The sequence below is a fragment of the Kribbella sp. NPDC058245 genome (assembly GCF_042882005.1).
Taxonomy (GTDB): Bacteria; Actinomycetota; Actinomycetes; order Propionibacteriales; family Kribbellaceae; genus Kribbella.
In genome coordinates, this window is sequence record NZ_JBHVWY010000009.1 from 71,791 (window position 1) to 94,865 (window position 23,075).

The 23,075-nt window shown below is 67.5% G+C and carries 22 protein-coding genes; 7 read left to right on the forward strand and 15 right to left on the reverse strand.

What is annotated here, in order from left to right; all coding sequences use genetic code 11:
• Positions 1-7: 7 nt before the first annotated feature.
• Genes xylA through ACFVWG_RS21740 form a run of 6 tightly spaced genes read right to left on the reverse strand, consistent with a single transcriptional unit; the run spans position 8 to position 7,221 of the window.
• Entirely contained in the window at positions 8-1,168 is a 1,161-nt protein-coding gene (gene xylA / locus ACFVWG_RS21715) for a xylose isomerase (RefSeq protein ID WP_391545158.1), read from the reverse strand.
• A complete protein-coding gene (locus ACFVWG_RS21720; protein ID WP_391545159.1) occupies positions 1,165-2,331 on the reverse strand; it encodes a Gfo/Idh/MocA family protein in 1,167 nt (388 codons plus the stop codon). The genes xylA and ACFVWG_RS21720 overlap by 4 nt, the downstream gene beginning before the upstream one ends.
• An 11-nt stretch (positions 2,332-2,342) precedes the next feature.
• The gene (locus tag ACFVWG_RS21725; protein ID WP_391545160.1) at positions 2,343-3,383 is read right to left on the reverse strand and encodes a substrate-binding domain-containing protein; all 1,041 of its coding nucleotides are present in this window, start codon (positions 3,381-3,383) and stop codon (positions 2,343-2,345) included.
• Between the two features lie 9 nt (positions 3,384-3,392).
• Positions 3,393-4,430: an ABC transporter permease gene (locus ACFVWG_RS21730; RefSeq protein ID WP_391545161.1), complete on the reverse strand. Its 1,038-nt coding sequence runs from the start codon at positions 4,428-4,430 to the stop codon at positions 3,393-3,395.
• The gene (locus ACFVWG_RS21735) at positions 4,427-5,935 is read right to left on the reverse strand and encodes a sugar ABC transporter ATP-binding protein (RefSeq protein WP_391545162.1); all 1,509 of its coding nucleotides are present in this window, start codon (positions 5,933-5,935) and stop codon (positions 4,427-4,429) included. Before ACFVWG_RS21735 ends, ACFVWG_RS21730 begins: the two co-directional genes overlap by 4 nt.
• Positions 5,936-5,949: 14 nt before the next feature.
• Entirely contained in the window at positions 5,950-7,221 is a 1,272-nt protein-coding gene (locus tag ACFVWG_RS21740) for an ROK family protein (protein WP_391545163.1), read from the reverse strand.
• Between the two features lie 164 nt (positions 7,222-7,385).
• Between ACFVWG_RS21740 and ACFVWG_RS21745 the strand changes: the two genes are divergently transcribed.
• Positions 7,386-8,891: a glycoside hydrolase family 71/99-like protein gene (locus ACFVWG_RS21745; protein ID WP_391545164.1), complete on the forward strand. Its 1,506-nt coding sequence runs from the start codon at positions 7,386-7,388 to the stop codon at positions 8,889-8,891.
• Here the strand turns inward: ACFVWG_RS21745 and ACFVWG_RS21750 are convergent.
• The gene (locus ACFVWG_RS21750; protein WP_391545165.1) at positions 8,888-9,448 is read right to left on the reverse strand and encodes a hypothetical protein; all 561 of its coding nucleotides are present in this window, start codon (positions 9,446-9,448) and stop codon (positions 8,888-8,890) included. The two genes, ACFVWG_RS21745 and ACFVWG_RS21750, sit on opposite strands and share 4 nt — an antisense overlap.
• A 347-nt stretch (positions 9,449-9,795) precedes the next feature.
• Positions 9,796-10,608, reverse strand: a complete 813-nt coding sequence (locus ACFVWG_RS21755) for a dienelactone hydrolase family protein (protein ID WP_391545166.1) — start codon at positions 10,606-10,608, stop codon at positions 9,796-9,798.
• Positions 10,609-10,724: 116 nt separating this feature from the next.
• On the opposite strand from ACFVWG_RS21755, the gene ACFVWG_RS21760 reads away from it, so the two are divergent.
• Entirely contained in the window at positions 10,725-12,404 is a 1,680-nt protein-coding gene (locus ACFVWG_RS21760; RefSeq protein ID WP_391545167.1) for a glycoside hydrolase domain-containing protein, read from the forward strand.
• A 54-nt stretch (positions 12,405-12,458) separates the two neighbouring features.
• On the opposite strand, the gene ACFVWG_RS21765 is transcribed toward ACFVWG_RS21760, so the two are convergent.
• A complete protein-coding gene (locus ACFVWG_RS21765) occupies positions 12,459-12,773 on the reverse strand; it encodes a hypothetical protein (protein WP_391545168.1) in 315 nt (104 codons plus the stop codon).
• Positions 12,774-12,958: 185 nt separating this feature from the next.
• Between ACFVWG_RS21765 and ACFVWG_RS21770 the strand changes: the two genes are divergently transcribed.
• Both ACFVWG_RS21770 and ACFVWG_RS21775 read left to right on the forward strand, forming a co-directional pair.
• On the forward strand, positions 12,959-15,862 hold the full coding sequence (locus tag ACFVWG_RS21770) for a S8 family serine peptidase (RefSeq protein ID WP_391545169.1): 2,904 nt from the start codon (positions 12,959-12,961) through the stop codon (positions 15,860-15,862).
• An 82-nt stretch (positions 15,863-15,944) separates the two neighbouring features.
• Positions 15,945-16,460, forward strand: a complete 516-nt coding sequence (locus ACFVWG_RS21775) for a hypothetical protein (protein WP_391545170.1) — start codon at positions 15,945-15,947, stop codon at positions 16,458-16,460.
• Here ACFVWG_RS21775 and ACFVWG_RS21780 read toward each other — a convergent pair.
• Both ACFVWG_RS21780 and ACFVWG_RS21785 read right to left on the reverse strand, forming a co-directional pair.
• Positions 16,457-17,785, reverse strand: coding sequence for an amidohydrolase (locus ACFVWG_RS21780; protein ID WP_391545171.1), 1,329 nt, complete (start codon positions 17,783-17,785; stop codon positions 16,457-16,459). The genes ACFVWG_RS21775 and ACFVWG_RS21780 overlap by 4 nt on opposite strands.
• A 17-nt stretch (positions 17,786-17,802) precedes the next feature.
• Positions 17,803-18,192: a VOC family protein gene (locus ACFVWG_RS21785; protein WP_391545172.1), complete on the reverse strand. Its 390-nt coding sequence runs from the start codon at positions 18,190-18,192 to the stop codon at positions 17,803-17,805.
• A gap of 158 nt (positions 18,193-18,350) precedes the next feature.
• Here ACFVWG_RS21785 and ACFVWG_RS21790 point away from each other — a divergent pair, with 158 nt between their 5' ends.
• A complete protein-coding gene (locus ACFVWG_RS21790; RefSeq protein WP_391545173.1) occupies positions 18,351-18,686 on the forward strand; it encodes a YciI family protein in 336 nt (111 codons plus the stop codon).
• 14 nt (positions 18,687-18,700) lie between these two features.
• Here ACFVWG_RS21790 and ACFVWG_RS21795 read toward each other — a convergent pair whose 3' ends face one another.
• Positions 18,701-19,432: a sulfite exporter TauE/SafE family protein gene (locus ACFVWG_RS21795; RefSeq protein ID WP_391545174.1), complete on the reverse strand. Its 732-nt coding sequence runs from the start codon at positions 19,430-19,432 to the stop codon at positions 18,701-18,703.
• A 3-nt stretch (positions 19,433-19,435) separates the two neighbouring features.
• The gene (locus tag ACFVWG_RS21800; protein ID WP_391545175.1) at positions 19,436-19,852 is read right to left on the reverse strand and encodes a YkvA family protein; all 417 of its coding nucleotides are present in this window, start codon (positions 19,850-19,852) and stop codon (positions 19,436-19,438) included.
• Between the two features lie 92 nt (positions 19,853-19,944).
• On the opposite strand from ACFVWG_RS21800, the gene ACFVWG_RS21805 reads away from it, so the two are divergent.
• The gene (locus ACFVWG_RS21805) at positions 19,945-20,589 is read left to right on the forward strand and encodes an alpha-ketoglutarate-dependent dioxygenase AlkB (RefSeq protein ID WP_391545176.1); all 645 of its coding nucleotides are present in this window, start codon (positions 19,945-19,947) and stop codon (positions 20,587-20,589) included.
• Between the two features lie 4 nt (positions 20,590-20,593).
• Here ACFVWG_RS21805 and ACFVWG_RS21810 read toward each other — a convergent pair whose 3' ends face one another.
• Together ACFVWG_RS21810 and ACFVWG_RS21815 are read right to left on the reverse strand one after the other, a co-directional pair.
• The gene (locus ACFVWG_RS21810; RefSeq protein WP_391545177.1) at positions 20,594-21,169 is read right to left on the reverse strand and encodes a Uma2 family endonuclease; all 576 of its coding nucleotides are present in this window, start codon (positions 21,167-21,169) and stop codon (positions 20,594-20,596) included.
• A 59-nt stretch (positions 21,170-21,228) separates the two neighbouring features.
• Positions 21,229-21,711: a hypothetical protein gene (locus ACFVWG_RS21815; RefSeq protein WP_391545178.1), complete on the reverse strand. Its 483-nt coding sequence runs from the start codon at positions 21,709-21,711 to the stop codon at positions 21,229-21,231.
• Positions 21,712-21,838: 127 nt separating this feature from the next.
• On the opposite strand from ACFVWG_RS21815, the gene ACFVWG_RS21820 reads away from it, so the two are divergent.
• Entirely contained in the window at positions 21,839-23,074 is a 1,236-nt protein-coding gene (locus ACFVWG_RS21820; protein ID WP_391545179.1) for an MFS transporter, read from the forward strand.
• Position 23,075 lies beyond the last annotated feature (1 nt).

Here is a 23,075-nt window from a genome sequence, read left to right on the forward strand (position 1 = left end):
CAAAGGATCAGCGAACGCCGAGCAAGTGCTCCATCGCCAGCTGGTCCAGCTTCTCGAACCCGAGACCGCGCTCGGCCAGCGCTTCCCGGTCGTACGTCTGAGCACGGAGGTCGGCCAGCGACTCACCCTCGGCCAGGGTGGGTTCGGACAACTCCGCGACACGGGCCGCGGCCAGTGCTTCGGCCACCTCCGGGTCGGCCCGGAAGGCAGCCACCTTGTCCTTCAGGATCAGGTAGTTGCGCATACAGCCCCGCGCGGTCTCCCAGACGCCCTCCTCGTCCTCGGTGCGCGGCGGCTTGTAGTCGAAGTGCACGTACCCGTCGTAGCCGGGCCGGCCCTCCGATCCGTTCAGTACGTCGACGGTCCAGAACGCCTCGCGGAGGTTCCCGGCCCCGAACCGCAGGTCCTGGTCGAACCGCGGACCGTGCTGCCCGTTGAGGTCGATGTGGTAGAGCTTCCCGTGCCACAACGCCTGGGCGATCCCGTGCGCGTAGTTCAGGCCGGCCATCTGCTCGTGCCCGACCTCGGGGTTGATCCCGACCAGCTTCGGGTCCGCGAGATCGTTGATGAAGGCAATGGCATGCCCGATCGACGGCAGCAGGATGTCACCGCGCGGCTCGTTCGGCTTCGGCTCGATCGCGAAGCGGATGTTGTAGCCCTGCTCGCGTACGTACGCGCACAGGATGTCCATCGACTCCTTGTACCGGTCGAGCGCGGCCCGGACGTCCTTCGAGCCGCCGGACTCGGCGCCTTCGCGACCGCCCCACAGCACGTACGTCGACGCGCCCAGCTCGGCGGCCAGGTCGAGATTGCGCAGCACCTTGGCGAGCGCGTACCGCCGTACCTGACGGTCGTTGGCGGTGAGGCCGCCGTCCTTGAAGACCGGGTGGCTGAACAGGTTCGTGGTGGCCATCTCGACCACGATGCCGGTGTCGGCCAGGGCCTTGGTGAAGCGTTCCAGGGTCTGGGTCCGGGTCTTGTCGTCCGGTACCAGGTCGTCGTCGTGGAACGAGATGGCGGCGGCGCCGAGCTCGGCGAGTTTCTCCACGGCGTGGACCGGGTCCATCGCCGGGCGAACCGCCGTACCGAAGACGTCGACGCCTTCCCAGCCCACGGTCCACAGACCGAAGGAGAACTTGTCGTCTCTGCTGGGTGTGTATGAGTTCATGCGGGAATCTCCTGCCATTGTCGGGACGTCGAACTGGTCTCGATCGCGGCCAGCACACGCTGGACCCGCAGCCCGTCCGCGAACGACGGCGCCGGATCGGTGCCCTCGGCAATCGCAGTGACCAGGTCGACGACTTGGTGGGTGAATCCGTGCTCGTAGCCGAGCAGGTGACCCGGTGGCCACCACGCCTCGACGTACGGGTGGACGGCCTCGGTCGCGAGGATGCGGCGGAAGCCGGCCGTCCGGGAGTCTTCGGTCGCGTCGTAGTAGTGCAGGACGTTCATGTCCTCGAAGTCGAAGGCGAGACTGCCCGCACTGCCGTTGATCTCGATCCGGATCGCGTTCTTGCGGCCGGTCGCGAACCGGGTCGCCTCGAAGACACCGAGTGCGCCCGAGTCGAACTTCGCCAGGAACACGGCCGCGTCGTCGACGGTGACCGGGCCGCGCTCGGTGCCCGCCGTACCGGACAAGCCGGTGTGTTCCGAGGCGGCGACCGGGCGCTCCTTGACGAAGGTCTCGAGCTGGCCGCTCACCTCGGCGATGTTGTCACCGGTGATGTACTGCGTCAGGTCGATGATGTGCGCACCGATGTCGCCGAGCGCACCGGAGCCGGCCTTCTCCTTGTCGAGGCGCCACGACAGCGGCGCCTCCGGGTCGGCGATCCAGTCCTGCAGGTACTGCGCCCGGACGTGCCGGATGGTACCGAGCTTGCCCTCGGCAACCAGCTGCCGGGCGAGCCCGATCGCCGGGACCCGGCGATAGGTGAACCCGACCATCGAGCGGACGCCGTTTGCTTTCGCGGCCTCGGCGGCCGCAGTCATGGCCTCGGCCTCGGCGACCGTGTTGGCCAGCGGCTTCTCACACAGCACGTGTTTGCCGGCCTGCAGGGCCGCGATCGCGATCTCGGCATGACTGTCCCCCGGCGTACAGACATCAATGACCTGTACGTCGTCGCGGGTGAGCAGCTTGCGCCAGTCGGTCTCGGTCTCCTGCCAGCCGAGCTTGCCCGCAGCAGCCTGTACGGCGTCAGCGTTGCGGCCGCAGAGGACGGTCATCGTCGGGTTGAGCGGCAGGTCGAAGAAGCGCGGCGCGCTCCGCCAGGCCTGCGAGTGGGCCGCGCCCATGAACGCATACCCGATCAGGCCGATGCCGAGGTCGGTCATCTGAGGTTTCCTTAGCTTTCGAAGGCGGACGGCAGGTACTGGTCGACGTTGTCCTTGGTGACGACCGGTGCGAACAGCTGGACCTTGCGCGGGACCTCGACCTCCACCAGGTCGCCGAGGGCCTTCTTCTGCACCAGCAGCCGGGCCAGCTTGATGCCGTCGGCACCCTGCGTGGACGGGTAGACGACGGTTGCCTTGACCAACGACGTACCGGACTTGATGTCGCGCATGACGTTGGCCGAACCGGCGCCGCCGACCAGGAAGAAGTCCTTGCGGTTGGAGTTCTTGATCGCCGCCATCACGCCGACGCCCTGGTCGTCGTCGTGGTTCCAGATCGCGTCGATCTTCGGGGCCGCCTGCAACAGGTTGGCCGCTGCCTTCTCACCGGACTCGACGGTGAACTCGGCCGCGACCCGGTTGTTCACCTTGAGCCCACAGCCCGCGAGGGACTCCTTGAAGCCCTTGCTGCGGTCCTGGGTCAGCGGCAGCGAGTCGATGCCCGCGATCTCCGCGACGATCGCGTCCTTCTTGTCCTTGAGCTGCGAGCAGATGTAGCTGCCGGCCGACCGGCCCATGCCGTAGTTGTCGCCGAGTACCGTGGTGCGCGCGGCGGCCGGGTTGTCGAACTCCCGGTCGACGTTGACGACCGTGATCCCGGCCTCCATCGCCTTGGTCGCGACCGCGGTCAGGGCGGCGCCGTCGAAGGGCAGCAGCACGATAGCGTCGACCTTCTGGTTGATGAAGGTCTCCACCTGGCTGATCTGCAGGTTCACGTCGTTGGTGCCCTCGGCAACGATCAGCTCGACGTCGGAGTACTTCTTCGCCTCGGCCTGGGTGGCCTTGGTGATCGCACCCATCCAGCCGTGGTCGGCGGCGGGCGCGGAGAAGCCGATCTTGACCTTCTTGCCGGGTTCGTCGTTCTTCCCGGCGGACACGGCCGAGGTGTTGGCCGCGTCGTTGGTGGTCTCGGCCTTCGGGGTGTTGCTGGTACAGGCGGCCAGGGCGAGCACGCCAACGCCGGCAACGATGATGGTACGGGCGGAACGGGACATCGGTGTCTCCTATGAACTGGTGGTGCGACTGGCGAGGCGTTGCTGCAGCAGGACCGCGATCACGATGATCAGGCCCTTCGCGACGGACTGGGCGGAGATGCTCAGGTTGTTGAGGGTGAAGACGTTGTTGAGCGTGGTGAAGATCAGGACGCCGAACACCGTGCCGACGATCGTGCCGCGGCCACCGGACAGCAGCGTGCCGCCGATCACCACCGCCGCGATCGCGTCGAGTTCGTACAACTGACCGTGGGTCGAGCTCCCCGTTGTCGTCCGTGCCATCAGCATCACCGCGGCGATCCCGCAGCACAGCCCGGCCAGGACATACAGCGCCACTGTGTGCCGCTGCACCTTGATCCCCGCGAGGCGGGCCGCTTCCGCGTTGCCGCCGACGGCGAACGTCCGGCGGCCGAACGTGGTCCGGTTCAGGACCACCCAGCCGGCCGCGGCGACCAGCAGGAAGATCCAGACCAGCACCGGTACGCCGATCAGCGAGCCGCCGAAGAAGTCCACGAACGAGTTGTTCGCGACGATCTGGGTCCGGCGGTCCGAGATGATCTCGGCCAGACCGCGTGCCGCAGCCAGCATCGCCAGCGTTGCGATGAACGGCACGATCTTGCCGTAGGCAATCAGCAGTCCGTTCACCAGGCCACACGCGGCGCCTACCAGGAGCGCCGTACTGACCATGACGATCCAGCCGTAGCTGTCCGCCAACTGCTGGGTGGCCAGCGTCGTGGCCCAGACCGAGGACAGCGCGAGGATCGCTCCGACCGACAAGTCGATTCCGCCGCCGGTGATCACGAACGTCATTCCGATGCTGACCACACCGACCACTGCGGCCAGCCGCAGGATCGTCAGCACGTTGGGCCCGGTCGCGAACGTGTCGCCCGCGGTCACCGCCCCCACGATGCAGAGCACGACCAGCGCCACCACCAGACCGAGATTCCGGCCGATGCCAGTGCTGAGCAGACTCGTCGAACGTTGCGCTGTCGGCGGGGCGACCGTTGCCTGGGTCGAAGAAGTCGTTGTCTCCAAAGGTGCCTCACTCACACCGAGCTTCCCTCCATTACCAAGTCGAGCACCTGGTGCTCGTCGATGTCTTGTGCGGGTCCCGTGTGGACGGCTTGCCCCTCCCGCAGTACGACGACCCGGTCGGCCAGACCGAGCACTTCCTCGACCTCGCTGGAGACCAGCACGATCGCGACACCACTGGCGGCCAGCTTGCGAACCAGGGCGTAGATCTCGGAGCGGGCGCCGACGTCGACGCCCCGGGTGGGTTCGTCGAGCAGCAACACCCGGCAATCCCGCAGGAGCCAACGAGCCAGCACGACCTTCTGCTGGTTGCCGCCGGACAGGTTCCGGACCGGGCGGTCGACGCCAGGTGGGCGGACGTCGAGCGACTCGGCCAGCTTGGTGGCTGCTGCGCGCTCGGCGGTCCGGTTCAGGAAACCGCCGCTGGCGAAGCGATCCATCGTCGAGACCGTGATGTTCTTGAACACGGCCTCGTCCATCAGCAGTGCCTGACTCTTGCGTTCCTCGGGAGCCAGTCCGACACCAGCCTTCACGGCGGACTGCACCCGGCCGGGCCGCAGCTCGGACCCGTCGACCGTCACGCGGCCGGTTGCCGCTCGGCGCGCGCCGTACACGGTCTCCAGTACTTCGGAGCGGCCGGAACCGACCAGGCCGGCGAAGCCGACGATCTCGCCGGCCCGCACCTCGAACGAGATCTCCGCGAACTCACCCGGCCTGCTCAACCCCTCGACCGACAGCACCACAGGGGCGGTGCTCAGGATCTCGGCGCGGGGCGGGAAGACGTACTCGATCGAGCGGCCGGTCATCAGCCGGATGAGTTCCTGGGTCGGCGTCTCCCGCGCGTCCAAGCCGGTCGCTACGGTCGCGCCGTCCTTCAGCACGGTCACCCGGTCGCCGATCTCGCGGATCTCCTCGAGCCGGTGGCTGATGTAGACCACGGCCACCCCGCGAGCGGTCAGACCCTTGATCACCCGGAAGAGGTTCGCGACCTCTTCGGGATCCAGTACGGCGGAGGGCTCGTCCATCACGATCAGGTGAGCGTCCCTGGAGAGCGCTCTCGCCATGCTCACGACCTGCTGCCCCGCGGCCGGCAGCGAGCCGACCTCACGCCGTACCGGGATCTCGCCGTGGCCGAGACCCTGGAGGATCTCGCGGGCCTTCGAGGCCGCTTCGTGACGGCGGCTGAAGCCGAAGCGGGACGGCTCGTGACCAAGGAAGATGTTCTCGGCCACGGACAGACCGGGGACAAGGTCGAGCTCCTGGTAGATCGCCGCGATGCCGCGGTCGATCGAGGCGGTCGGGCTGTTGAGCTGAACCTCTTCGCCGTTGATCCGGATCTCGCCCGCGTCGGGCTGGTGGGCACCGGTCAGCACCCGGATCAGCGTCGACTTGCCGGCACCGTTCTGGCCGAGCAGGCAGTGCACCTCCCCGGCGCGGACGTCGAGATCGACACCGTCGAGCGCCCGGACCCCGGGGAACTCCTTGACGATCCCGGTCATGGTGAGCAGTGCCGTCTCTGTCATAGGGGCGGTCTCACTCATTGCGCGACTCCTGATTCCGCCCGGCCGATCATGGTCGGGTCGACGAACACCTGGTCGAGCGCGATCTGTGCGCCGCCGCGGACGGCGGCAGCGAAACCGAGCTCGGAGCGGACCACGCGGCAGCCGCCGCCGTTCGGCGCGATCACGCGATCGCGGATGGCTTGTTCGAGCGGCTCCTTCAGCCACGGGCCGAGGGCCGCGAAGTATCCGCCGAGCACGAGGACGTCCGGGTTCAGGATGTTCACCAGGATCGCGCCGCCGATGCCCAGCCAGGCGCCGACGTCCTTGAGCGCCTGCAGGGTGCGCGCGTCGCCGTCCTCGGCGCGCTGGGTGATCCCGGCCAGCCGCTGCTCGACGTCCAGCGACGGATCGCGGACCGGGTCGTCGCTGTCGGTTGCCTGATGCAACAAAGCGCTGAGCCCGACCACGGTCTCCCAGCAACCGGTCCGGCCGCAGCCGCAGATCCGGCCGGGCGGCGCGACCGGCATGTGCCCGACCTCACCGCTGTAGCCGCGACCGCCGCGGAGCAGGTGCCCGTTCGACACGACACCGCCACCGACACCGACCGCACCGGTGAGCAGCACGAGGTCCTGCACCGGCCCGTCCTTGCGAAGCTCCGAGTACGCCGCGAGCGCCGCGAGGTTTGCCTCGTTGTCGATCAGCAGCGAGTACGACGGTTCGCCGAGCCGGGTGCGCATCTCCGCAGCGACCTCGAGCTCACCCCAACCGAGGTTCGGAGCGAGGCTCAGGGCGCCGGTATCGCCACGGACCAGACCAGGAACGGCCAAGGTGACACCGGCGAGCTGACCGGACCGCGCTTCCACGGCATCCAGGGCCTCCCGGATCAGGTCCGCGAGCCGGTCGAGCGTCGTACCGGGCTCGAGGTGGGCGACGTCGAGGGGGACGCGGCGCTCGATCACGGTGTCGCCGGCCAGGTCGAGTGCGGTGACGGCGAGGTAGTCGACGTTGACCTCGGCACCCACGCCGCAGACGCCGCTGCCGTCGAGCTCGACGAGCTGACCGGGGCGGCCGAGGGCGCGGGTGGAGTCGGCGGAGCCTTCGCGGAGCAGGCCGCGTTCGACCAGCTCGGCGACCAGGCTGCTGACGGTCGCCTTGTTCAGGCCGGTGTCGGCGGCGATCCGGGCGCGGGACTTCGGGCCTGATTCACGGACATGGCGCAGGACGACCGAGAGGTTGTTGCGGCGCAGCGAGACGTGGTCCGCCGCGACCGCGCGATCCCCGGGACGGCGGCCGTCGCTCAGCGTCATACGCTCACCCCCACCCTCTATGCTCTGTGAGCCCGATCACAGACTTTGTCTGTTGAGCCAACAAACTAAGTTTCGAACAGTTTCGCGTCAAGGGGTTGTCACGATCGATTTCTTGCAACACTCTGTTCACAATTTGCTACTCTCCCGCCCCCAGGAGAACCGCCATGAAGCTTTCTCGTCGTACCCTGCTCGCCTCCGCTGCCGCTGCCACAGCGGCCGGATCCCTTCCACAGTTGAGTTATGCGGCCAGTCCCCCAGGCGACGTCGTCGGCAAAGTGACCGTCGGCTACCAAGGCTGGTTCGCGGCCCCCGGTGATGGCTCCCCCATCAACGCCTGGTGGCACTGGAGCAGCAACTGGGGTCAGCCGCCGGCCCCGAACAACACCGCGATCGTGAGCTGGCCGGATGTGCGCGAGTACACCTCGACGTACCAGACGGCGTACTCGAACCTCGGAAACGGACAGCCGGCAAAGCTTTTCTCGTCGTACACGCAGCAGACCGTGAACACGCACTTCCAGCGGATGCAGCAGAACGGCTGCGACACGGCTGCGCTGCAACGGTTCAACCCGACCGGCGGCGAAGGCCCGACCCGCGACGCGATGGCGGCGAAGGTGCGCCAGGCCGCGGAGCAGTACGGGCGGAAGTTCTACATCATGTACGACGCCACCGACTGGACGAACATGCAGTCGGAGATGAAGACCGACTGGACCAACAAGATGCGTGCGTACACGTCGTCCTCGGCGTACGCGTACCAGAACGGCAAGCCGGTCGTGTGCATCTGGGGCTTCGGTTTCAACGAGGCCAACAAGGCGTTCCCGGCCTCGGTCTGCCTGGATGTCGTGAACTGGTTCAAGGCGCAGGGCTGCTACGTGATCGGCGGCGTACCGACGCATTGGCTTCCTGGTAACGAGGATTCACGGCCCGGGTATCTCGAGGTCTACCACGCGTTCAACATGATCTCGCCCTGGATGGTCGGCCGGATCAGCGACATCGCCGGAGCGGATCACTACTACAACAACGTGAATCAGCAGGACCAGGCCGACTGCAACGCTCATGGCATCGACTACCAGCCCTGCGTGATTCCGGGCGACCTGTCGTCCGGGCACCGGCAGCACGGCGAGCTGATGTGGCGGCAGTTCTACAACCTGACGCGGGTCGGCGTCCAAGGGTTCTACATCTCGATGTTCGACGAGTACAACGAGGGCAACCAGATCGCGAAGACCGCGGAGAGCGCTGCCTGGATTCCTTCTGGGTCTGGGATCCGCGCCCTCGACGAGGACGGTACGGCGTGCACGTCGGACTACTACCTGCGGTTGACGAACGACGGCGGGCGGATGCTCAAAGGCCAGATACCGTTGACGGCAACGCGGCCTACGGTGCCGTGGCCCGCGCAGGGCAGCAGCGGCGTGATCTTCTACCAGCACATCGACTACGGCGGCACCGCGGGCGCAGTTCTTGCTAAGGGCAACTACACCCGGGCGCAACTGGTGGCCGCCGGGGTGCAGGACAACTGGGCATCGTCGGTGAAGGTGCCCGCGGGCTGGACCGTGACGATCTATGCCGAGGACAACTTCACCGGACAGACCTGGGTCCGGACCGCGGATACGCCGAACTTCGTGAACCTTTCCCCCAACGCCAACGACCAGCTGACGTCGGTCCGGATCACCTAGAAGAGTTCCATGCTGTCGCCTGCCGCGGTGATGACAGGGTTCTCCAGGTAGAGGCGACAGGCGATCGCGTGCCCGGCGCAGGTAAGCAGCGCCGGGCCCGCGGCGTCGACGACGCGGTAGGCCACCGGGTGCTCACAGCGCTCGACCGCGCCCTCGTTCTGCCGGTGGCAGCCGAGGATGTGGCACGTGACCGTCTCACCGACGTTCATCAAGGTGAGATTGTGCTCAGGGCAAACACCCCAGCCGACCCCACAGGTTTCGCCGTCGTTGGCAGCCAGCCTGACGAGGCTGCCGGCAGTCGCTTCGAGCTTGCCGGCGAGAGTACGGAAGGTGCTCGCGGCCTGGTCGAGTTCGCGACGGAACTCACGCAGGGCAACGGATTCCGGCATTCCACGGGTCGCTGCGTCGAGGTTCTCGGACAGCGCCATCGCGGCGACCGCGATCTCGTCGACCCGGACCGGCGTACTGAACTCCCCCAGCGCTGGAACCTCCACGCGCCCGATCGGCCGCTCGGACCAGTGCTCCTCGGTGACCGGTACGTCGGTCGTCGTGCTCACGTTGCTCACCTTGCCGTTGGATGCTGCTTCGGTCAGCTTTGCCTCCACCGGAGGACTGCTGTCCTGTTGCCTGGCTCGCGCCATCCCCGCCCCCTGATAGTGCCCCTGGATGTGTGCACCGGGGCTGATCGTCCCACGACATTGCTGGTTCAACCAGAGGTAATCACCGAGCGTCACCCACCGCTCTTCCTCCTTTGCACACCGCAACAAAAGCGGTGGCCCCAGGCCCCGTTGGTTCCCCGGCTGGGGCGTGGGCAATCACAGCCCGGGAATTCCTCAACGCTGCTTTAACATTTCCGCACGCAGCGTTATGGAGAACGATCAGTCCGGTAACCCCGGGTGTCGTTTCAGCTCGTCGGGCTCAACCGCTCGCGGAAGAATTCGACCGTCCGGGCGCGGGCGTGGAAAGCCGAGTTCGGCGGGTTCTCACGGACCTCGCGGGTCAGGACGGAGTGCGCGGACTTGGGGTAGCCGTCAGGGTTGCCGGGCCCCGAGTCGAGCTCGATGACCTCGAAGGCATCGCCCAGCTCGGAGCGCAGTGTCGCGAACCGGTCGGCCGGTGCCATCGAGTCCTTGCTGAAGCGCACTCCGAGGACGCACAACCCGTCCGTCCGGGTGCGCTCCTTGATCACGTCGAGCTCCTGGCGGGACAGCCCCGGATCGCGGCGCATCTTGGCGGTCAGCGGCAGTGGGACCGATGGCTGACTCAGTACGGGCGCCTTCACCACGTCCTCGACCGCGGTGGCCAGGCCGAAGCCGCCGGTGAAGCACATCCCGATCACGCCAACGCCCCGACCGGGCGTCCGCGCGGCGAGATCCACAGCAACCGCTCTCAGGTACTGGGTGATCGGCCGCTGGGCGTTCGTGGCGAACGCGCGGAACTCCTTGGAGACGCACAGCCGGGCAACGACGCCGAGAACGTAGAGAGCGCTCTCCGGCTTTCCCGGCGTACCGAAGGGTGAGGCGATGACGACGGTGAAGCCCTCGCTGACGAGATGTTCGGCGTACCCGAGGACGTCCGGGGTGAGGCCGGGGATCTCCGGGATCATCACGATGCCAGGGCCTTCGCCCTTCTCGAAGCAGTCGTAGGTCTGCCCGGCCCCGGTGAACGGCGCACGCCGCCAACCGGCCGCCTCAGGAATCACTGCCGCTTCAGCCACGTCTTACTCCTTGCTGTCACCTGAATCACTGAAACCTCAATCGAAGGGGTTGAGGTGTTGGCGGCCGGTCCAGTCCACTAGGACGACTACGCCCGCCCCTCCCCGAGGAAGTGCTCATGCTCCGTCCTCTCACCCTACTCACCGGCGTCGCGCTGACACTCACCGCAGCCACCGCCGTCGGACCGGCCCAGGCCGCGCCGGACGAACGGACCGTCAGCTACCACGGGTACCAGGTCGCCGTACCGAAGTCGTGGCAGGTCGTCGACCTGACCAAGGACCCGTCGGCCTGCGTGCGCTTCGACCGCCCAGCGGTCTACGTCGGCCGGCCGGCCGCACAGCAGAACTGCCCCGCCCATCTGACCGGACGCACCGCGGGCCTGATCCTGGAACCGCTCTCCGGCTCCGCTCCCCGACCCGCCGCGGTCGCAGCCTCAGCCAGTACGGCGGCCGCCGCGGCACCGTCGTCGGACAACGAGATCCAGGTCGGGGTCGAGGATGCCGGCGTCCTGGTCACCGCAGTCCACGGCGCATCGTCGGATGAGGCCGCCGTACGGCAGATCCTCGGCCGGGCGCGCGTCACCTCGAAGGCCGCCGCAGCTCAACTGGTGCGGCCGAAGGCGGCCGCGATGGCGCCCGCGGACACGATTGTTGCCCCAGGCACCATGATCAACCAGCAGGCCTTCGACCAGTGCACCGCGCCGTCGCTGGGTGCCATGAACGCCTGGAAAGCCTCACCGTTCAAGGCCGTCGGCATCTACATCAGTGGCGCATCCCGCTCCTGCAGCCAGGCCAACCTGACCGCCTCGTGGGTCTCGTCGAACGCCGCCAACGGCTGGTCGTTCATGCCGATCGACGTCGGCTACCAGGCACCGTGCGGCAGCCGGAACCCGAAGATGTCCTTCGACCTCGGCACCGCGCGCAGCCAGGGCGCCAGCTCGGCAACCGCCTCCGCCAACGCGGCCGCCGCCCTCGGGATCGGCGCGGGGAGCGCTCTCTACTCCGACATCGAGGCGTACACGAGCACCGTCGCCTGCCGCGACGCGATCATGTCCTACATCTCCGGCTGGACCGAGACCCTGCACGCCCGCGGCTACCTGAGCGGCGTCTACAGCAGCGCCGGTTCCGGCGGCCGCGACCTGGCCAACTCCGCCGGCGACAGCCGCTGGCTGATGCCCGACCACCTCTGGTTCGCCTGGTGGAACAGCGCCGCCGACACCAACGGCGGTCAGTACATCCCGGCCGGCCTCTGGGCCAACCACCAGCGTCTCCACCAGTACAAGGGTGACCACAACGAGACCTGGGGCGGCGTCACGATCAACATCGACAGCAACTTCCTCGATGTCGCCGGCAATCCCCCGCCGCCGATGGAGGACGGCATCTACCGGATCAAGGCCGAGGTCGGCGGTTTCGACCTCGACGTCCAGGACTGCCAGTCCCAGAACGGCGCCAACGTCCGGATGTGGGACCGCATCCTGACCAGCCCCTGCCAGCAGTGGCACATCGTCCGCACCACCGGCAACACCTTCAAGATCCTCGACGGCAACACCGGCAAGGCCCTCGAGGTCAGCGGCTGCTCCACCGCCGACGCCACCCCCGTCGACCTCTTCGACGACCAGGGCACCGACTGCCAGACCTGGACCATCACCCCCATCATCGGCGGCGCCTACCAGATCCTCGGCACCGGCTCCGGCAAGTCCCTCGACGTAGCCGGCTGCTCCGCCGCCCGCGGCGCCGACGTCATCGTCTGGCCCTTCCACGGCGGCTCCTGCCAACGCTGGTACTTCACAGCCGTCTAGCCACCGAGCGATGCCACGGTCCCGGCCACCTACCGGGACCGTGGCAGTCCTGTCTCAACGCACTGCACGCCCGTCCCGCGCCACGAGTGCCATCACCAATCCGATCGGCCCCAGCACGAAGTACTGCGGGTGGTAGATCTCCTTCCGCCGAGCCACTCGCTCGGCCCACACCGCGCTCCGCCAGTAGAAGCCCACCAGCAAACCGGGCCTGAGCACGCCTATTGCCACACCCACCACCGTTGGCACGATGTCCTCCACAGGCCGGAGGGCGAGGCTCGCCCCCAGCAGGCCGGCTGTCTCGAGCCACATCCTTGCGCGCCACGGTTCCTTGTCACCATCCCCGCGTGCGGGCGTTTCCTCGGTGTTCATCGACCGCTCCATCGCGGAACGCGACCACCGCGTTACGTCCTTTGCGGTAAAGCGTGAAACTTTTCCCCGATCCGGCGGCGCTTACACGTGATTGCACGTTTTGTCATCGGAATCACAAAGCGGAGTGGACCGAAATTCTGCGATACTCCGCTCACTATCACTCTGAGACCCTTGGGGGGGTCCCTTTGAAGTTCCGCCCTGCCCATTTGCTGCGTGCGGCTGTTCCAGCCGCGCTGGTCGCGGGCGCCTTGGTCGTGCTGAACGGCTCGTCCGGTGCTGCCGCTGAAGACCGGACGCCAGTCGTACCGAAGTTCGAGAACCGGCACACGCCGCCGGGTAAGCCGACGTACGAGCCGAACGCCGTCGTCGTCAAGTTCAAGCCGGGCGCGACCGCTTCCGCCCGCAAGGCCGTGCTGTCCAAGTTCCGGACGAAGACCGAGGACTCGGTCTCTTCCACCACGGTCAAGATCACCGGTACGACGCCCGCGCCGGAGCTGCTGAAGAAGGTCAAGGCCGACCCGACGGTCGAGATGGCCTCGCTCAACTACGTCCGCTACGCCACCGCCGTACCGAACGATCTCTACTACCCGATGTACGACAGCGGCCGATGGGGCCAGGCCAGCTCGATGAACACGATCCGGATGCCGCAGGCCTGGGACCTGTCCAAGACGAACGGCAGCCAGATCGTCGCGGTCCTGGACACGGGTGCCGACCTCACCCATCCCGATCTCAAGGGTCACCTCGTCCAGGGCTTCAACGCCGTCTCGAGTGCGCGGCCGACCAACCCGACCGACGACCACTACCACGGCACCATGACGACGGGCATCATCGCCGCCGCCGCCAACAACGGGATCGGTACCGCGGGCATCGCCTGGAACGGCAAGGCGATGCCGGTCAAGGTCCTGAACAGCAAGGGCCAGGGCTACGACTCCGACATCATCGAGGGTCTCGACTGGGCGGTCGCGCACGGCGCCAAGGTCGCGAACATGTCCTTCGGCAGCGACGAAGAAGACGGCCCGCTGCTGCACGACGCGATCAAGCGCGCCGTCGCCAAGGGTGTTGTGATCGTGGCTTCGGCCGGTAACGACGGAGACGGCCGGCTGCAGTACCCGGCGTCGTACCCGGAGGTCATTGCCGTCGGCGCGACCGATTACTCCGGCGCGGTGACCAGCTTCAGCAGCCACGGCGACTGGGTGGACATCGCAGCGCCCGGCTGGCGGACGCTGACGTCTGGTCCGGTGCGGCTGACCGACCCGGGCGACGACCCGGTCTTCTCGTGCACCGGCACGTCCTGCTCGGCGCCGATGGTGGCCGGGGTCGCGGCGATGATGAAGAACAAGTGGCCGTCGTACACGCCGGCCCAGATCGCGGCGCGGCTGAAGAGCACCGCCCGTGACGCCGGCCCGCGTGGCACCGACCCGTACTACGGTGCGGGCATCCTCGACGCGTACGCCGCACTCGGCGGCAAGTGGACGGGCGACTTCGCGACCGCGGCAGCCGACGGCAACGACCAGCCGGCCCGCGCGACCGTCATCACCGGGACCCCGGTCCATGGAGCGATCGCCGTCGAAGGCGACGTCGACTGGTACAAGGTCAGCGTTCCGGCCGCACGCAACATCACTGTCTCGCTGTCCGGCCCGCTCTTCGACGAAGACAACCGAGGGCCGAACTTCGCACCGGAGTTCGAGGTGTACGACGCTCAACTGCAGCGGGTCGGCGGAGCGGTCACTCCGTTCCCGACCGAGACCGACCCTGACGGCTTCCCGGTCTGGGGACCGTTGAACGCGACCGCCAATGTCAGCACTCCGCCTGGAGATGCCTACATCGCGGTACGGAACGCCAACGGCTCGCGGGACACCCGGCAGTACTCGCTCGATGTCGTCGAGCAGGGTGCCGGCGGAACCACCGCCGGTGTTGCCTACCCAGTGCTGAATGCGACTCCGGCTGATCTGTCGGCCGGCGCGGCCGTCACCACGAAGCCGGCTGTGACGTTTGCGCGGACGGTTGATGCGGCCACGGTGACTGCTGACACCGTTCGGCTGGTGAACGGGAAGACCGGGGCGGTCGTGGCGACCACGCCGGAGTACACCGCGGACACCCGGACGGTCGTGCTGACTCCGACGACTCCGTTGCTCGACAACTCGCCGTACCAGATTCAGGTGACCGGGGTTCAGGAGACCGGTGGGGCGGCGCTGGCGCCGTTCAGCAGCGTGTTCTCGACTGTTGACCTCGCTCCGGCGCCGGTCGGGAGCTTCGACGCGACGGGGGCGTTCCAGAAGGCGAACCTGTCGTGGAAGATCCCGGCGCTCGGGGACCTCGACCAGATCATCGTGCGGCGCTTCAACGGGACCTCGGTTCCGACGTTGACGAGCGGCACCTTGGTCTACTCCGGGACGGCATCGAGCTTCCAGAACGTCGGGCTCCCCGCGGGAACGACGTTCACCTACGCCGCCTGGGCCAAGGACCGGACCGGCAACGTCAGCGCGCGGAACTCCACCCAGCTGAAGGGCATGAAGTCGGGGATCTCGACGACGGCGACGAAGCTGAACATCGGCGGGACCATCACGCTGAAGGGCAGCACGGTCGGGATCGACGGCAAGGCGTACCCGGCGTTGCCGATGAGCATCTACTCGCGGCCCGCGAACGGGACGACGTTCAAGTTGCTGACGACGCTGGGCGCTTCGTCGACGGGAACCGTGAGCTACACCTTCAAGCCGGGGTACTCGGCCGTCTATATGCTGACGTTCGCCGGTAACGGTGATCTGATGGGAACGCGGACCAACGACATCACTGTCTCGGTCACGCCGACCATCTCGTCAACGCTGGCGCCGTCGTCGGTCAAGCTGGGCTCGAGCACGAAGCTCAGCGGTGTGGTGAACCCGGCGCACTCGGGTAAGTCGGTGCAGTTGCAGCGACTGGTCGGCAAGACGTGGACGGCGGCCGGTTCGGCGAAGCTGAGCACCACTGGTGCCTACGCCTTCGGGATCAAGCCGCCGTACAAGGGCAAGATCGCCTACCGGGTCTACTTCCCGAGCGACGGCGACCACACCCTGGCCTACAGCGCGATCCGGACCCTGACGATCACCTGATCGTCGGGTTCTAGCTGAGTGAGGTGTGCCCCGGTCGGTAGCGGCCGGGGCACACGTCTGTCTGCGGTGCTTGGATGGGTGGGTGGCTGACTTCGCGATCTTTCTGAATGGTGGTTATGGGGTTGGCAAGTCGTCGACGCTTGATCATGTCGGGGACCTGCTGGCACAGGCCGGTACGCCGTTCAGTCTGATGGACGTGGACTGGTTTCACCGGTCGTGGCCGCCGGCGGATGGGGACAACGCGGTGGTGGAGGCTCGGAACATTGCGGCGGTGTGGGCGAACTATCGGTCGGTGGGGCCGCGGCAGTTGGTGATGTGCGGGGTGATCTCGACAGTGGCGGCTCGGGAGAGGTATGAGGCTGCGGTTGGGGTTCCGGTGCGGATGGTTCGGCTGACTGCCAACAGTGAGGTCACCAGGCTGCGGTTGCGGGGGCGGTACCGCGCTAGCCAGGACTCGGCTTTGGAGTGGCACTTGGAGCGGTACGACGAGGTCGCCAAGCGCCTCGAGGCCGCGGATCTCGACGAACTGGTCATCGATACCAGCGCGGTCGGACCGCACGAGGTCGCCGAGCAGGTGCTGCGACATTTCAGCGTTTAGGGCGCGTAGTGCTGGACGGCGCCGCCTTGGGAGAGGTCTACGAGGGTGTGGGCCAGGGCTTTCGCGTCGGCGAGGACCTCGGCCAGGTCCAGCTTGGTGAGTTGGCGGTTGCGGACTACTACCTCGCCGGCGACCAGGACGGTGTGGACGTCAGAGGCGCGGACCGAGTAGACGAGGGCTGCTCTCGGGTCGTGGAGAGGTTGGTTGTGGGGAGCTGAGAGGTCGACCAGGGTGATGTCGGCTTGGCGGCCTGGCTCGAGTGCGCCAAGGGTGTCGGAGTGGCCGGCCGCGGCGGCGCTGCCTCGGGTGGCGAGGCGGAGGGTGTCGGAGACGGTCATCCATTCGGCGTTGTTTTGCTGGTGTTTCTGGGTGAGGGCCAGCAGGCGGAGGGATTCCCAGACGTCCAAGGTGTTGTGAACGGCGGCGCCGTCGGTACCAATGCCGATGGGGATGCCGAGCTCGTGGAGTTGCTTGATCGGGGTTCCGTTGCCCATGGCAAGTTTCAGGTAGACCTTGGGGCACGTGGCGATCGTCGTACGGTCCGCGTAGCGCTCCAGGATCGGGAGGTCTGCGTCGCGGATGCCGCAGCCGTGGGCGATCAGGGCGCCGGCGTCGAGGACGCCGGTGCGTTCGAGAACCTGGATCGGGGTGACGCCGTGTTTGTCCAAGGAGGCTTGGGTTTGGTCGTCGGTTTCGGCGGCGTGCAGGTGGATGCGGAAGCCTTCGGCGCGGGCGACATCCGCCGTACGGCGAAGGTCCTCGTCCGAGACCGTGTACGTCGCGTGTGGGCCGAGGCTGGCGGAGATGCGCGGGTGCAGCGTGGCGAGGTCGCGGGTGGCGGCGATCGCGGCGTCGATGGCTTCGGGGCCGGCTGAGGAAAAGTAGGTGGGGGCGAGGTCGGCGCGGATACCGGATTCGATGGCGGCCTGGGCGATCTGGTCGGCGTGGAAGTAGTGGTCGACGAACGTGGTCACGCCAGCGAGGAGCATCTCGGCGCAGGCCAGCTGGGCGCCGACTCGAACGCGCTCGGGGGTGAGGTTGACCTCCATCGGCCAGATGCGCTGGTTGAACCAGTCGTCGATGGCCAGGTCCTCGGCCGCGCCGCGCATCATCACCATTGGACTGTGGGTGTGCGAGTTGATCAGGCCCGGTACGGCGAGCAGACCGGTGCCGTCGATCACCTCGCCGGGCTCGGATGACGTGGTACCGGTGGGGACGATCGCGGTGATCACGGAGTCGGCGAGGTGGATGTCCTGGGCCTTGTCCACCCGGCACTCCCCCACCTCGGGGACGATCAGGACATCGACGTTGCGGATCAGCGCCATACCGGAGCCTTTCACGGTCAGGGGTGACGGCCGGCGAGGACGCAGAACTCGTTGCCCTCGGGGTCGACGAGGACGACCCAGGTGGCATCGGCGCCTTGCCCCACATCGGCGGGGCGGGCGCCCAGGTCGAGGAGGCGGCGGACTTCTGCGGCCTGGTCGCGGTCGGTGGGGTTGATGTCGAGGTGGATCCGGTTCTTGACGGTCTTGCCCTCGGGGACGTGCACGAAGGTCAGGGTTGGCGGGAGTGGGCCGGGGCGGTTCCTGCCTTCGGGGACGGTTGGAGAGCCGATGGTGACGAGGTCCTCCTCGATGAGCTGCACCTCGTAGTCGAGAACCGCACACCAGAACCTGGACAGGACACCGGGATCGGCGCAGTCGATCGCCAGCTCGGTGAGCTTGCTGGCCATGTCGGGACCTCCCGGTGTGATGGAACGGATGAGCGGCCATCTTCGCATCGGGGGCCTCGACGCCGACGGAAGAAACCAGCGAGTGGGTGTCGGATCGGGGCGCCGGAGTTCGTAGCAGGGGTGAGAATGCCTTCACCTTCAGCCGAGAGGATCTTCCGATGCGGTATCTGGTTTCTGTGGTCGACGACAAGGACAACCCCGGCAGCACGGACGGGCGGCCCGACGTCGGCGAGTTCAACGAGCGGCTGATCGCGGCGGGTTACTGGGTACTCGCTGGCGGGCTCGCCGACCCGGCCGCGGCAACGGTCATCGACGCCCGGGGCGAGGTGCCCGTGGTCAGCGACGGGCCGTTCGTCGAGTCGAAGGAGTACCTCGGCGGTGTCTGGATCTGGGACGTGCCCGACCTGGATGTCGCGCTCAAGCTCGCGGCCGAGGCGTCGAAGGTCTGTCGTCGCAAGCTCGAGGTACGCCCGTTCCAGGAACCCGTCGAGTAGGGCGCATCAGAGTGTCAGAGGCCGATGAGGAACAGTGCGCCGGCGGCGAGTAGGCCGACTTCGACCAGCAAGACGAAGAGTCGGTCGCTGATCCGGCCGACAACGTGCTTTCCCGCCCATGCGCCGAGCAGGGTTGCGGGGGTGAGCGCGAGGCCGTAGAGCAGGACCTGACGGGTGAGAAGGTCACCGGCTCCGTAGGTGGCGATCTTGGTGAGGTGCATGGTGAGCGCGCTGACGGCCTCGGTACCGATGTAGGCGGCGCGGGTGAGGCCGTAGGCCAGGAAGAACGGCGCGGTCAACGGGCCGACAGAGCCGAGCAGTGCTGAGCCGAGACCAGACGCGGCGCCGACCGCGGCAAAGGCTGGGTCAGCGGGCTTGCGCGGATGCGGCTTGAGCCGTCGCCAGACCACGACACCGGCCAGGAACACGCCAAGCAGCCTCTTCAGGGGCGCGAGTGGCGCGTGAGCGAGCAGGAGTCCGCCTGCGACCGCACAGGGCACCGCTCCGAGGGCGAACCAACCGATCAGCGGCCAGCGGAGGTCGCGCCGATTCAGCCATGCTCGGGAGCCGTTGCTGGACAACTGGGTCAGGGTCAGCATCGGCACCGCGACTCGCAAGCCGAAGAGGGCAGTGAAGACCGGCAGGAGCAGCACGCCGCCGCCGAAGCCGGCGACCGCTGACAACGCCGCGAGACCGAACGCGGCCGCCGAGGCGGCCAGAAGCGTGGGCAGGAAGTCGGTCAGCATGTCTCAGCAACCCGCAGGGAGCCCGACGAGGCGGCGAACCGCCGCGAGACCATCCGGCGAGCCAGGCCAGTGCCGATCGAGTGCGGCAGGTCCGGCCCGGCGGGTGACCGACCTGAGCGCGAACGCAACGATCACCGCGTCGTCGGCGTAGCCGATCACCGGGATGAAGTCAGGCACCACGTCGAACGGCAACGCGAGGTAGGCCAGCAGAAGCCACAACCGGATTCGCACCCCACGAGGCAGCGCCCGGTCCCCGGCCAGCCGACGCAGGAGCCGTACCAGGTCAGGCAGCAGCCGCAGCGTGTCCCGGATCCGCAGCTCGTCAGGCCGGACGCGCCACAGCGCGGCGATCAGCGCTGCCCACAACAGCAGAACGCCACCCGCGACGCTCGCCACCACCGACCACCACGACACCGTCACCCGGCCCATTCTGTCCGAGGACGTTGTGTCCGAGGACACCGCCACCGAATCCTATGGGAACAAATGTTCGAATCTCGGGTAGAGTGCGTCGCATGGGTGCTGATCTTCAGGGCTCGTTGCTGGATGCGTTCGAGGATCCGGGGTTGGGATCGCTCGACCGCATCACACGGGCGGAGCTTGGGCAGGGCGCTTGGGTCGACGTGCTGCCGGGGTGGTTGACCGGGGCGGACCAGGTGTTCGAGCGGTTGGTGCGGGATGTGCCGTGGTACGCGGAGAAGCGGCAGATGTACGACCGGGTGGTGGACGTGCCGCGGTTGCTGTGCTTCTACGAGGAGAGCCAGGACCTCCCGGTGCCGATTCTGGACGAGGCTCGCGACGCCTTGAGCGAGCACTATCGCGAGGAGCTGGGCGAACCGTTCCGGACGGCGGGGTTGTGCTTCTACCGCGACGGCCGGGACAGCGTGGCCTGGCACGGTGATCGAATCGGTCGCGGGAATCACGAGGACACCATGGTCGCGATCCTCTCGGTCGGCGAACCACGCATGCTCGCTCTTCGGCCACGGCCGGGTGGGTTGAGCGGTCCGGTGGGTTCGGCCATTCGGTATCCGCTCGGGCACGGCGATCTGATCGTGATGGGCGGTTCCTGCCAACGCACCTGGGAGCACGCCATCCCCAAGGCCAGCGGTCGCGTTGGCCCCCGCATCAGCATCCAGTTCCGCCCCCGCGGCGTCCGCTGAACCCTTATTGGCGGGCGAGCGCGGCCGGATCCAGCCGGATCGGGAACGGCTCGTCAATCGTGGAAACCACTCCACCGAAGGCGGTCAATGCCCGGCCGAACTTGCCGTTGCTGAGCTTGGAGACAACCAGGTGCGGGCGCCCCTCAGGCTCCAGCCGCCAATAGAAGTCAATGCCGGCTTCGGCGTAGAGCTCGGGCTTGATGATCCGGTCCTGCGGATGCGTATTGGGCGAGACGATCTCGACGACGAGCAGGACGGCGGCACCTTGATAACGCGACGGGGCGGTGGCGGAGACGGTGCGATCGACCACGACGATGTCCGGCTCCGTCAACCGGCCGCCGGGGATCTCGACGTTGACCGTCTCAAGCACCTCATAAGGCGCCTTCGCGGCCGCGACGGCTGCTTCCAGCAGGTTGGCGAGGCGGCGCGAAGCGCGCTGGTGAACGGTTCCTGGCGCCGGGGTCACAGTGAGAACACCGGAGGTGAGCAGTTCGTAGCGACTGTGGTCGCCATTGTCGGGGAGCCTTTCAACATCTTCGATCGTCCAAGGCCCGACGTGACCAGCGGGGGCGATGCTCATCGCGTGGTCTCCTTTCTGCCGAACGGTCGCAGTCATCAGTGTTCCATAGCAAGGACGAGTCAGGCGGCTTCTGCGTTGAGCTCCAGGGGTTGGTAGAGGTGGCCGGGGGTGGCGATGTAGAAGCCGAGGAGGGGGACTTGGGCGGCGCGGCAGAGGTGGGTGGCGGCGGTGGACCATTCGTGGTCGAGGTCGGGCCAGGTGGGCGGGCCAGGGCGGCCCAGGGCCAGGAGGAGGGCGGCGCCGGGCTCGGTGCGGAGGGCGGGGACGATGGGGTGCAGGGCGGTGGCGCAGAGGCCGGGGGTGTCGAGGCCGGGGAGATCGAGGTTGGGGGTGTCGAGGCGCGTGGCCTCGGCGGCGAAGTACGCAGGCAGGTCGATGGCGACGACGGCGCGGAAGCGGGCGTCGGGGCCGCAGAGGATGGCGGTGAAGGTGCCTCGGTACCGGTCGCCCATGCTGACCATGAGGTCGACGACGTCGGCGGCCAGGGTGGGGTCGGTGAGGGGGTAGTCGGACCAGCTGGGGGCGAGATCAAGGAAGCTCATACCTAGAAGGTGCCGTGATCTCGGCACCGGATGTGAGTTATCCACAGACCAATTTCCGGAATTGGCCCAGCCGACTCCAGGTGAAGTGGATCTGCTGCGTGGGCCGCCAGGGCCATAGGCTCATCCCATGATGACGAACAAGTTCTTGCCGCCGGCGGGTGCGCCGCGCGATCTGGCGATGGCGCAGCTGGCGAACGCGGTGGGCGACGGGGCGTTCGTCGTCACGTCGGCGCTGTTCTTCACCCGCGTGGTCGGGCTGTCGGAGGCGCAGGTCGGCCTCGGGCTGACGATCGCGTGGCTGGTCGGGTTCCTGACCGGCGTACCGCTGGGCAATCTGGCCGACCGCAAGGGACCGCGGATGGTCGCCATCCTGCTGGCACTCAGTACGGCGGTCTCGGTCTCGGCGTTCCTGTTCGTCCGGAGCTTCCCGCTCTTCCTGGTGGCCGCGATCGCCTACGCCTGCAGCCAGACCGGTCTCACGGCGGCGCGGCAGGCACTCCTCGCCGGACTGATCGCGCCTGCCGAGCGCACCAAGATCCGGGCCTTCCTGCAAGCCACGGTGAACGGTGGGCTGGCGGTCGGGGCGCTGCTCGGCGGGATCGCGCTCCGCTTCGACACAGAGGCGGCGTACCTGACGGTCTTTGCAGTGGACGCGCTGAGCTTCCTGATCGCCGCCGCGCTGATCCGACGCGTGCCGTCGATCGCAGCGACCGTCCGGGTCCAGGGTGAGCCGCGGCTCGCCGTACTGCGGGATCGCCCGTACGCCGTCCTCGCGCTGCTGAACTCGATCATGCTGCTGTTCATGCCGCTGATCAGCCTGATCGGCCCGCTGTGGATCGTGACCCGCACTGACGCCCCGAGCTGGGCGGTCGCCTCGCTGATGATCGTGAACACGCTCGGCGTGATGGTCTTCCAGGTGCGGGTGGCGCGCAAGGTTCGCGATCTGCGCACGGCGACGAAGTCGATCCGGTACGCCGGGATCGCGATGCTGGCCGCGTGTGGTGTGTTCGCCTTCACCGCGATGAAGCTGCACCCGGCGGTCGCTGCCGGAGTGCTTGTGGTGGCTGCAGCACTGCTGACACTGGGCGAGATGAAGCTTGCCTCGGGCGCCTGGGAGATCAGCTTCGGACTGGCACCGGCCGACAAGCAGGGTCAGTACCAAGGCTTCTTCGGCACCGGCCCCGCGATCGCCAGAATGCTGGGTCCGGCGCTGCTGACCACAGTGGTCCTGGGCTGGGGCCCGATCGGCTGGATCATCGTCGGAGCGTTGTTCCTAGGGACCAGTGTGTTGACTGGTCCCGCCGTAAAATGGGCAGCGCGGACGCGGGCCGTCAGTGTGGACGGTTCGGCCGTGGTCGCCTGAG

What these genes read in the sequence shown, in the direction of transcription:
- xylA (WP_391545158.1), bottom strand. Translation starts at nt 1,168, where the DNA reads ATGAACTCATACACACCCAGCAGAGACGACAAGTTCTCCTTCGGTCTG.
- ACFVWG_RS21720 (WP_391545159.1), bottom strand. Translation starts at nt 2,331, where the DNA reads ATGACCGACCTCGGCATCGGCCTGATCGGGTATGCGTTCATGGGCGCG.
- ACFVWG_RS21725 (WP_391545160.1), bottom strand. Translation starts at nt 3,383, where the DNA reads ATGTCCCGTTCCGCCCGTACCATCATCGTTGCCGGCGTTGGCGTGCTC.
- ACFVWG_RS21735 (WP_391545162.1), bottom strand. Translation starts at nt 5,935, where the DNA reads ATGACAGAGACGGCACTGCTCACCATGACCGGGATCGTCAAGGAGTTC.
- ACFVWG_RS21740 (WP_391545163.1), bottom strand. Translation starts at nt 7,221, where the DNA reads ATGACGCTGAGCGACGGCCGCCGTCCCGGGGATCGCGCGGTCGCGGCG.
- ACFVWG_RS21745 (WP_391545164.1), top strand. Translation starts at nt 7,386, where the DNA reads ATGAAGCTTTCTCGTCGTACCCTGCTCGCCTCCGCTGCCGCTGCCACA.
- ACFVWG_RS21760 (WP_391545167.1), top strand. Translation starts at nt 10,725, where the DNA reads ATGCTCCGTCCTCTCACCCTACTCACCGGCGTCGCGCTGACACTCACC.
- ACFVWG_RS21765 (WP_391545168.1), bottom strand. Translation starts at nt 12,773, where the DNA reads ATGAACACCGAGGAAACGCCCGCACGCGGGGATGGTGACAAGGAACCG.
- ACFVWG_RS21780 (WP_391545171.1), bottom strand. Translation starts at nt 17,785, where the DNA reads ATGGCGCTGATCCGCAACGTCGATGTCCTGATCGTCCCCGAGGTGGGG.
- ACFVWG_RS21785 (WP_391545172.1), bottom strand. Translation starts at nt 18,192, where the DNA reads ATGGCCAGCAAGCTCACCGAGCTGGCGATCGACTGCGCCGATCCCGGT.
- ACFVWG_RS21790 (WP_391545173.1), top strand. Translation starts at nt 18,351, where the DNA reads ATGCGGTATCTGGTTTCTGTGGTCGACGACAAGGACAACCCCGGCAGC.
- ACFVWG_RS21795 (WP_391545174.1), bottom strand. Translation starts at nt 19,432, where the DNA reads ATGCTGACCGACTTCCTGCCCACGCTTCTGGCCGCCTCGGCGGCCGCG.
- ACFVWG_RS21805 (WP_391545176.1), top strand. Translation starts at nt 19,945, where the DNA reads ATGGGTGCTGATCTTCAGGGCTCGTTGCTGGATGCGTTCGAGGATCCG.
- ACFVWG_RS21810 (WP_391545177.1), bottom strand. Translation starts at nt 21,169, where the DNA reads ATGAGCATCGCCCCCGCTGGTCACGTCGGGCCTTGGACGATCGAAGAT.
- ACFVWG_RS21815 (WP_391545178.1), bottom strand. Translation starts at nt 21,711, where the DNA reads ATGAGCTTCCTTGATCTCGCCCCCAGCTGGTCCGACTACCCCCTCACC.
- ACFVWG_RS21820 (WP_391545179.1), top strand. Translation starts at nt 21,839, where the DNA reads ATGATGACGAACAAGTTCTTGCCGCCGGCGGGTGCGCCGCGCGATCTG.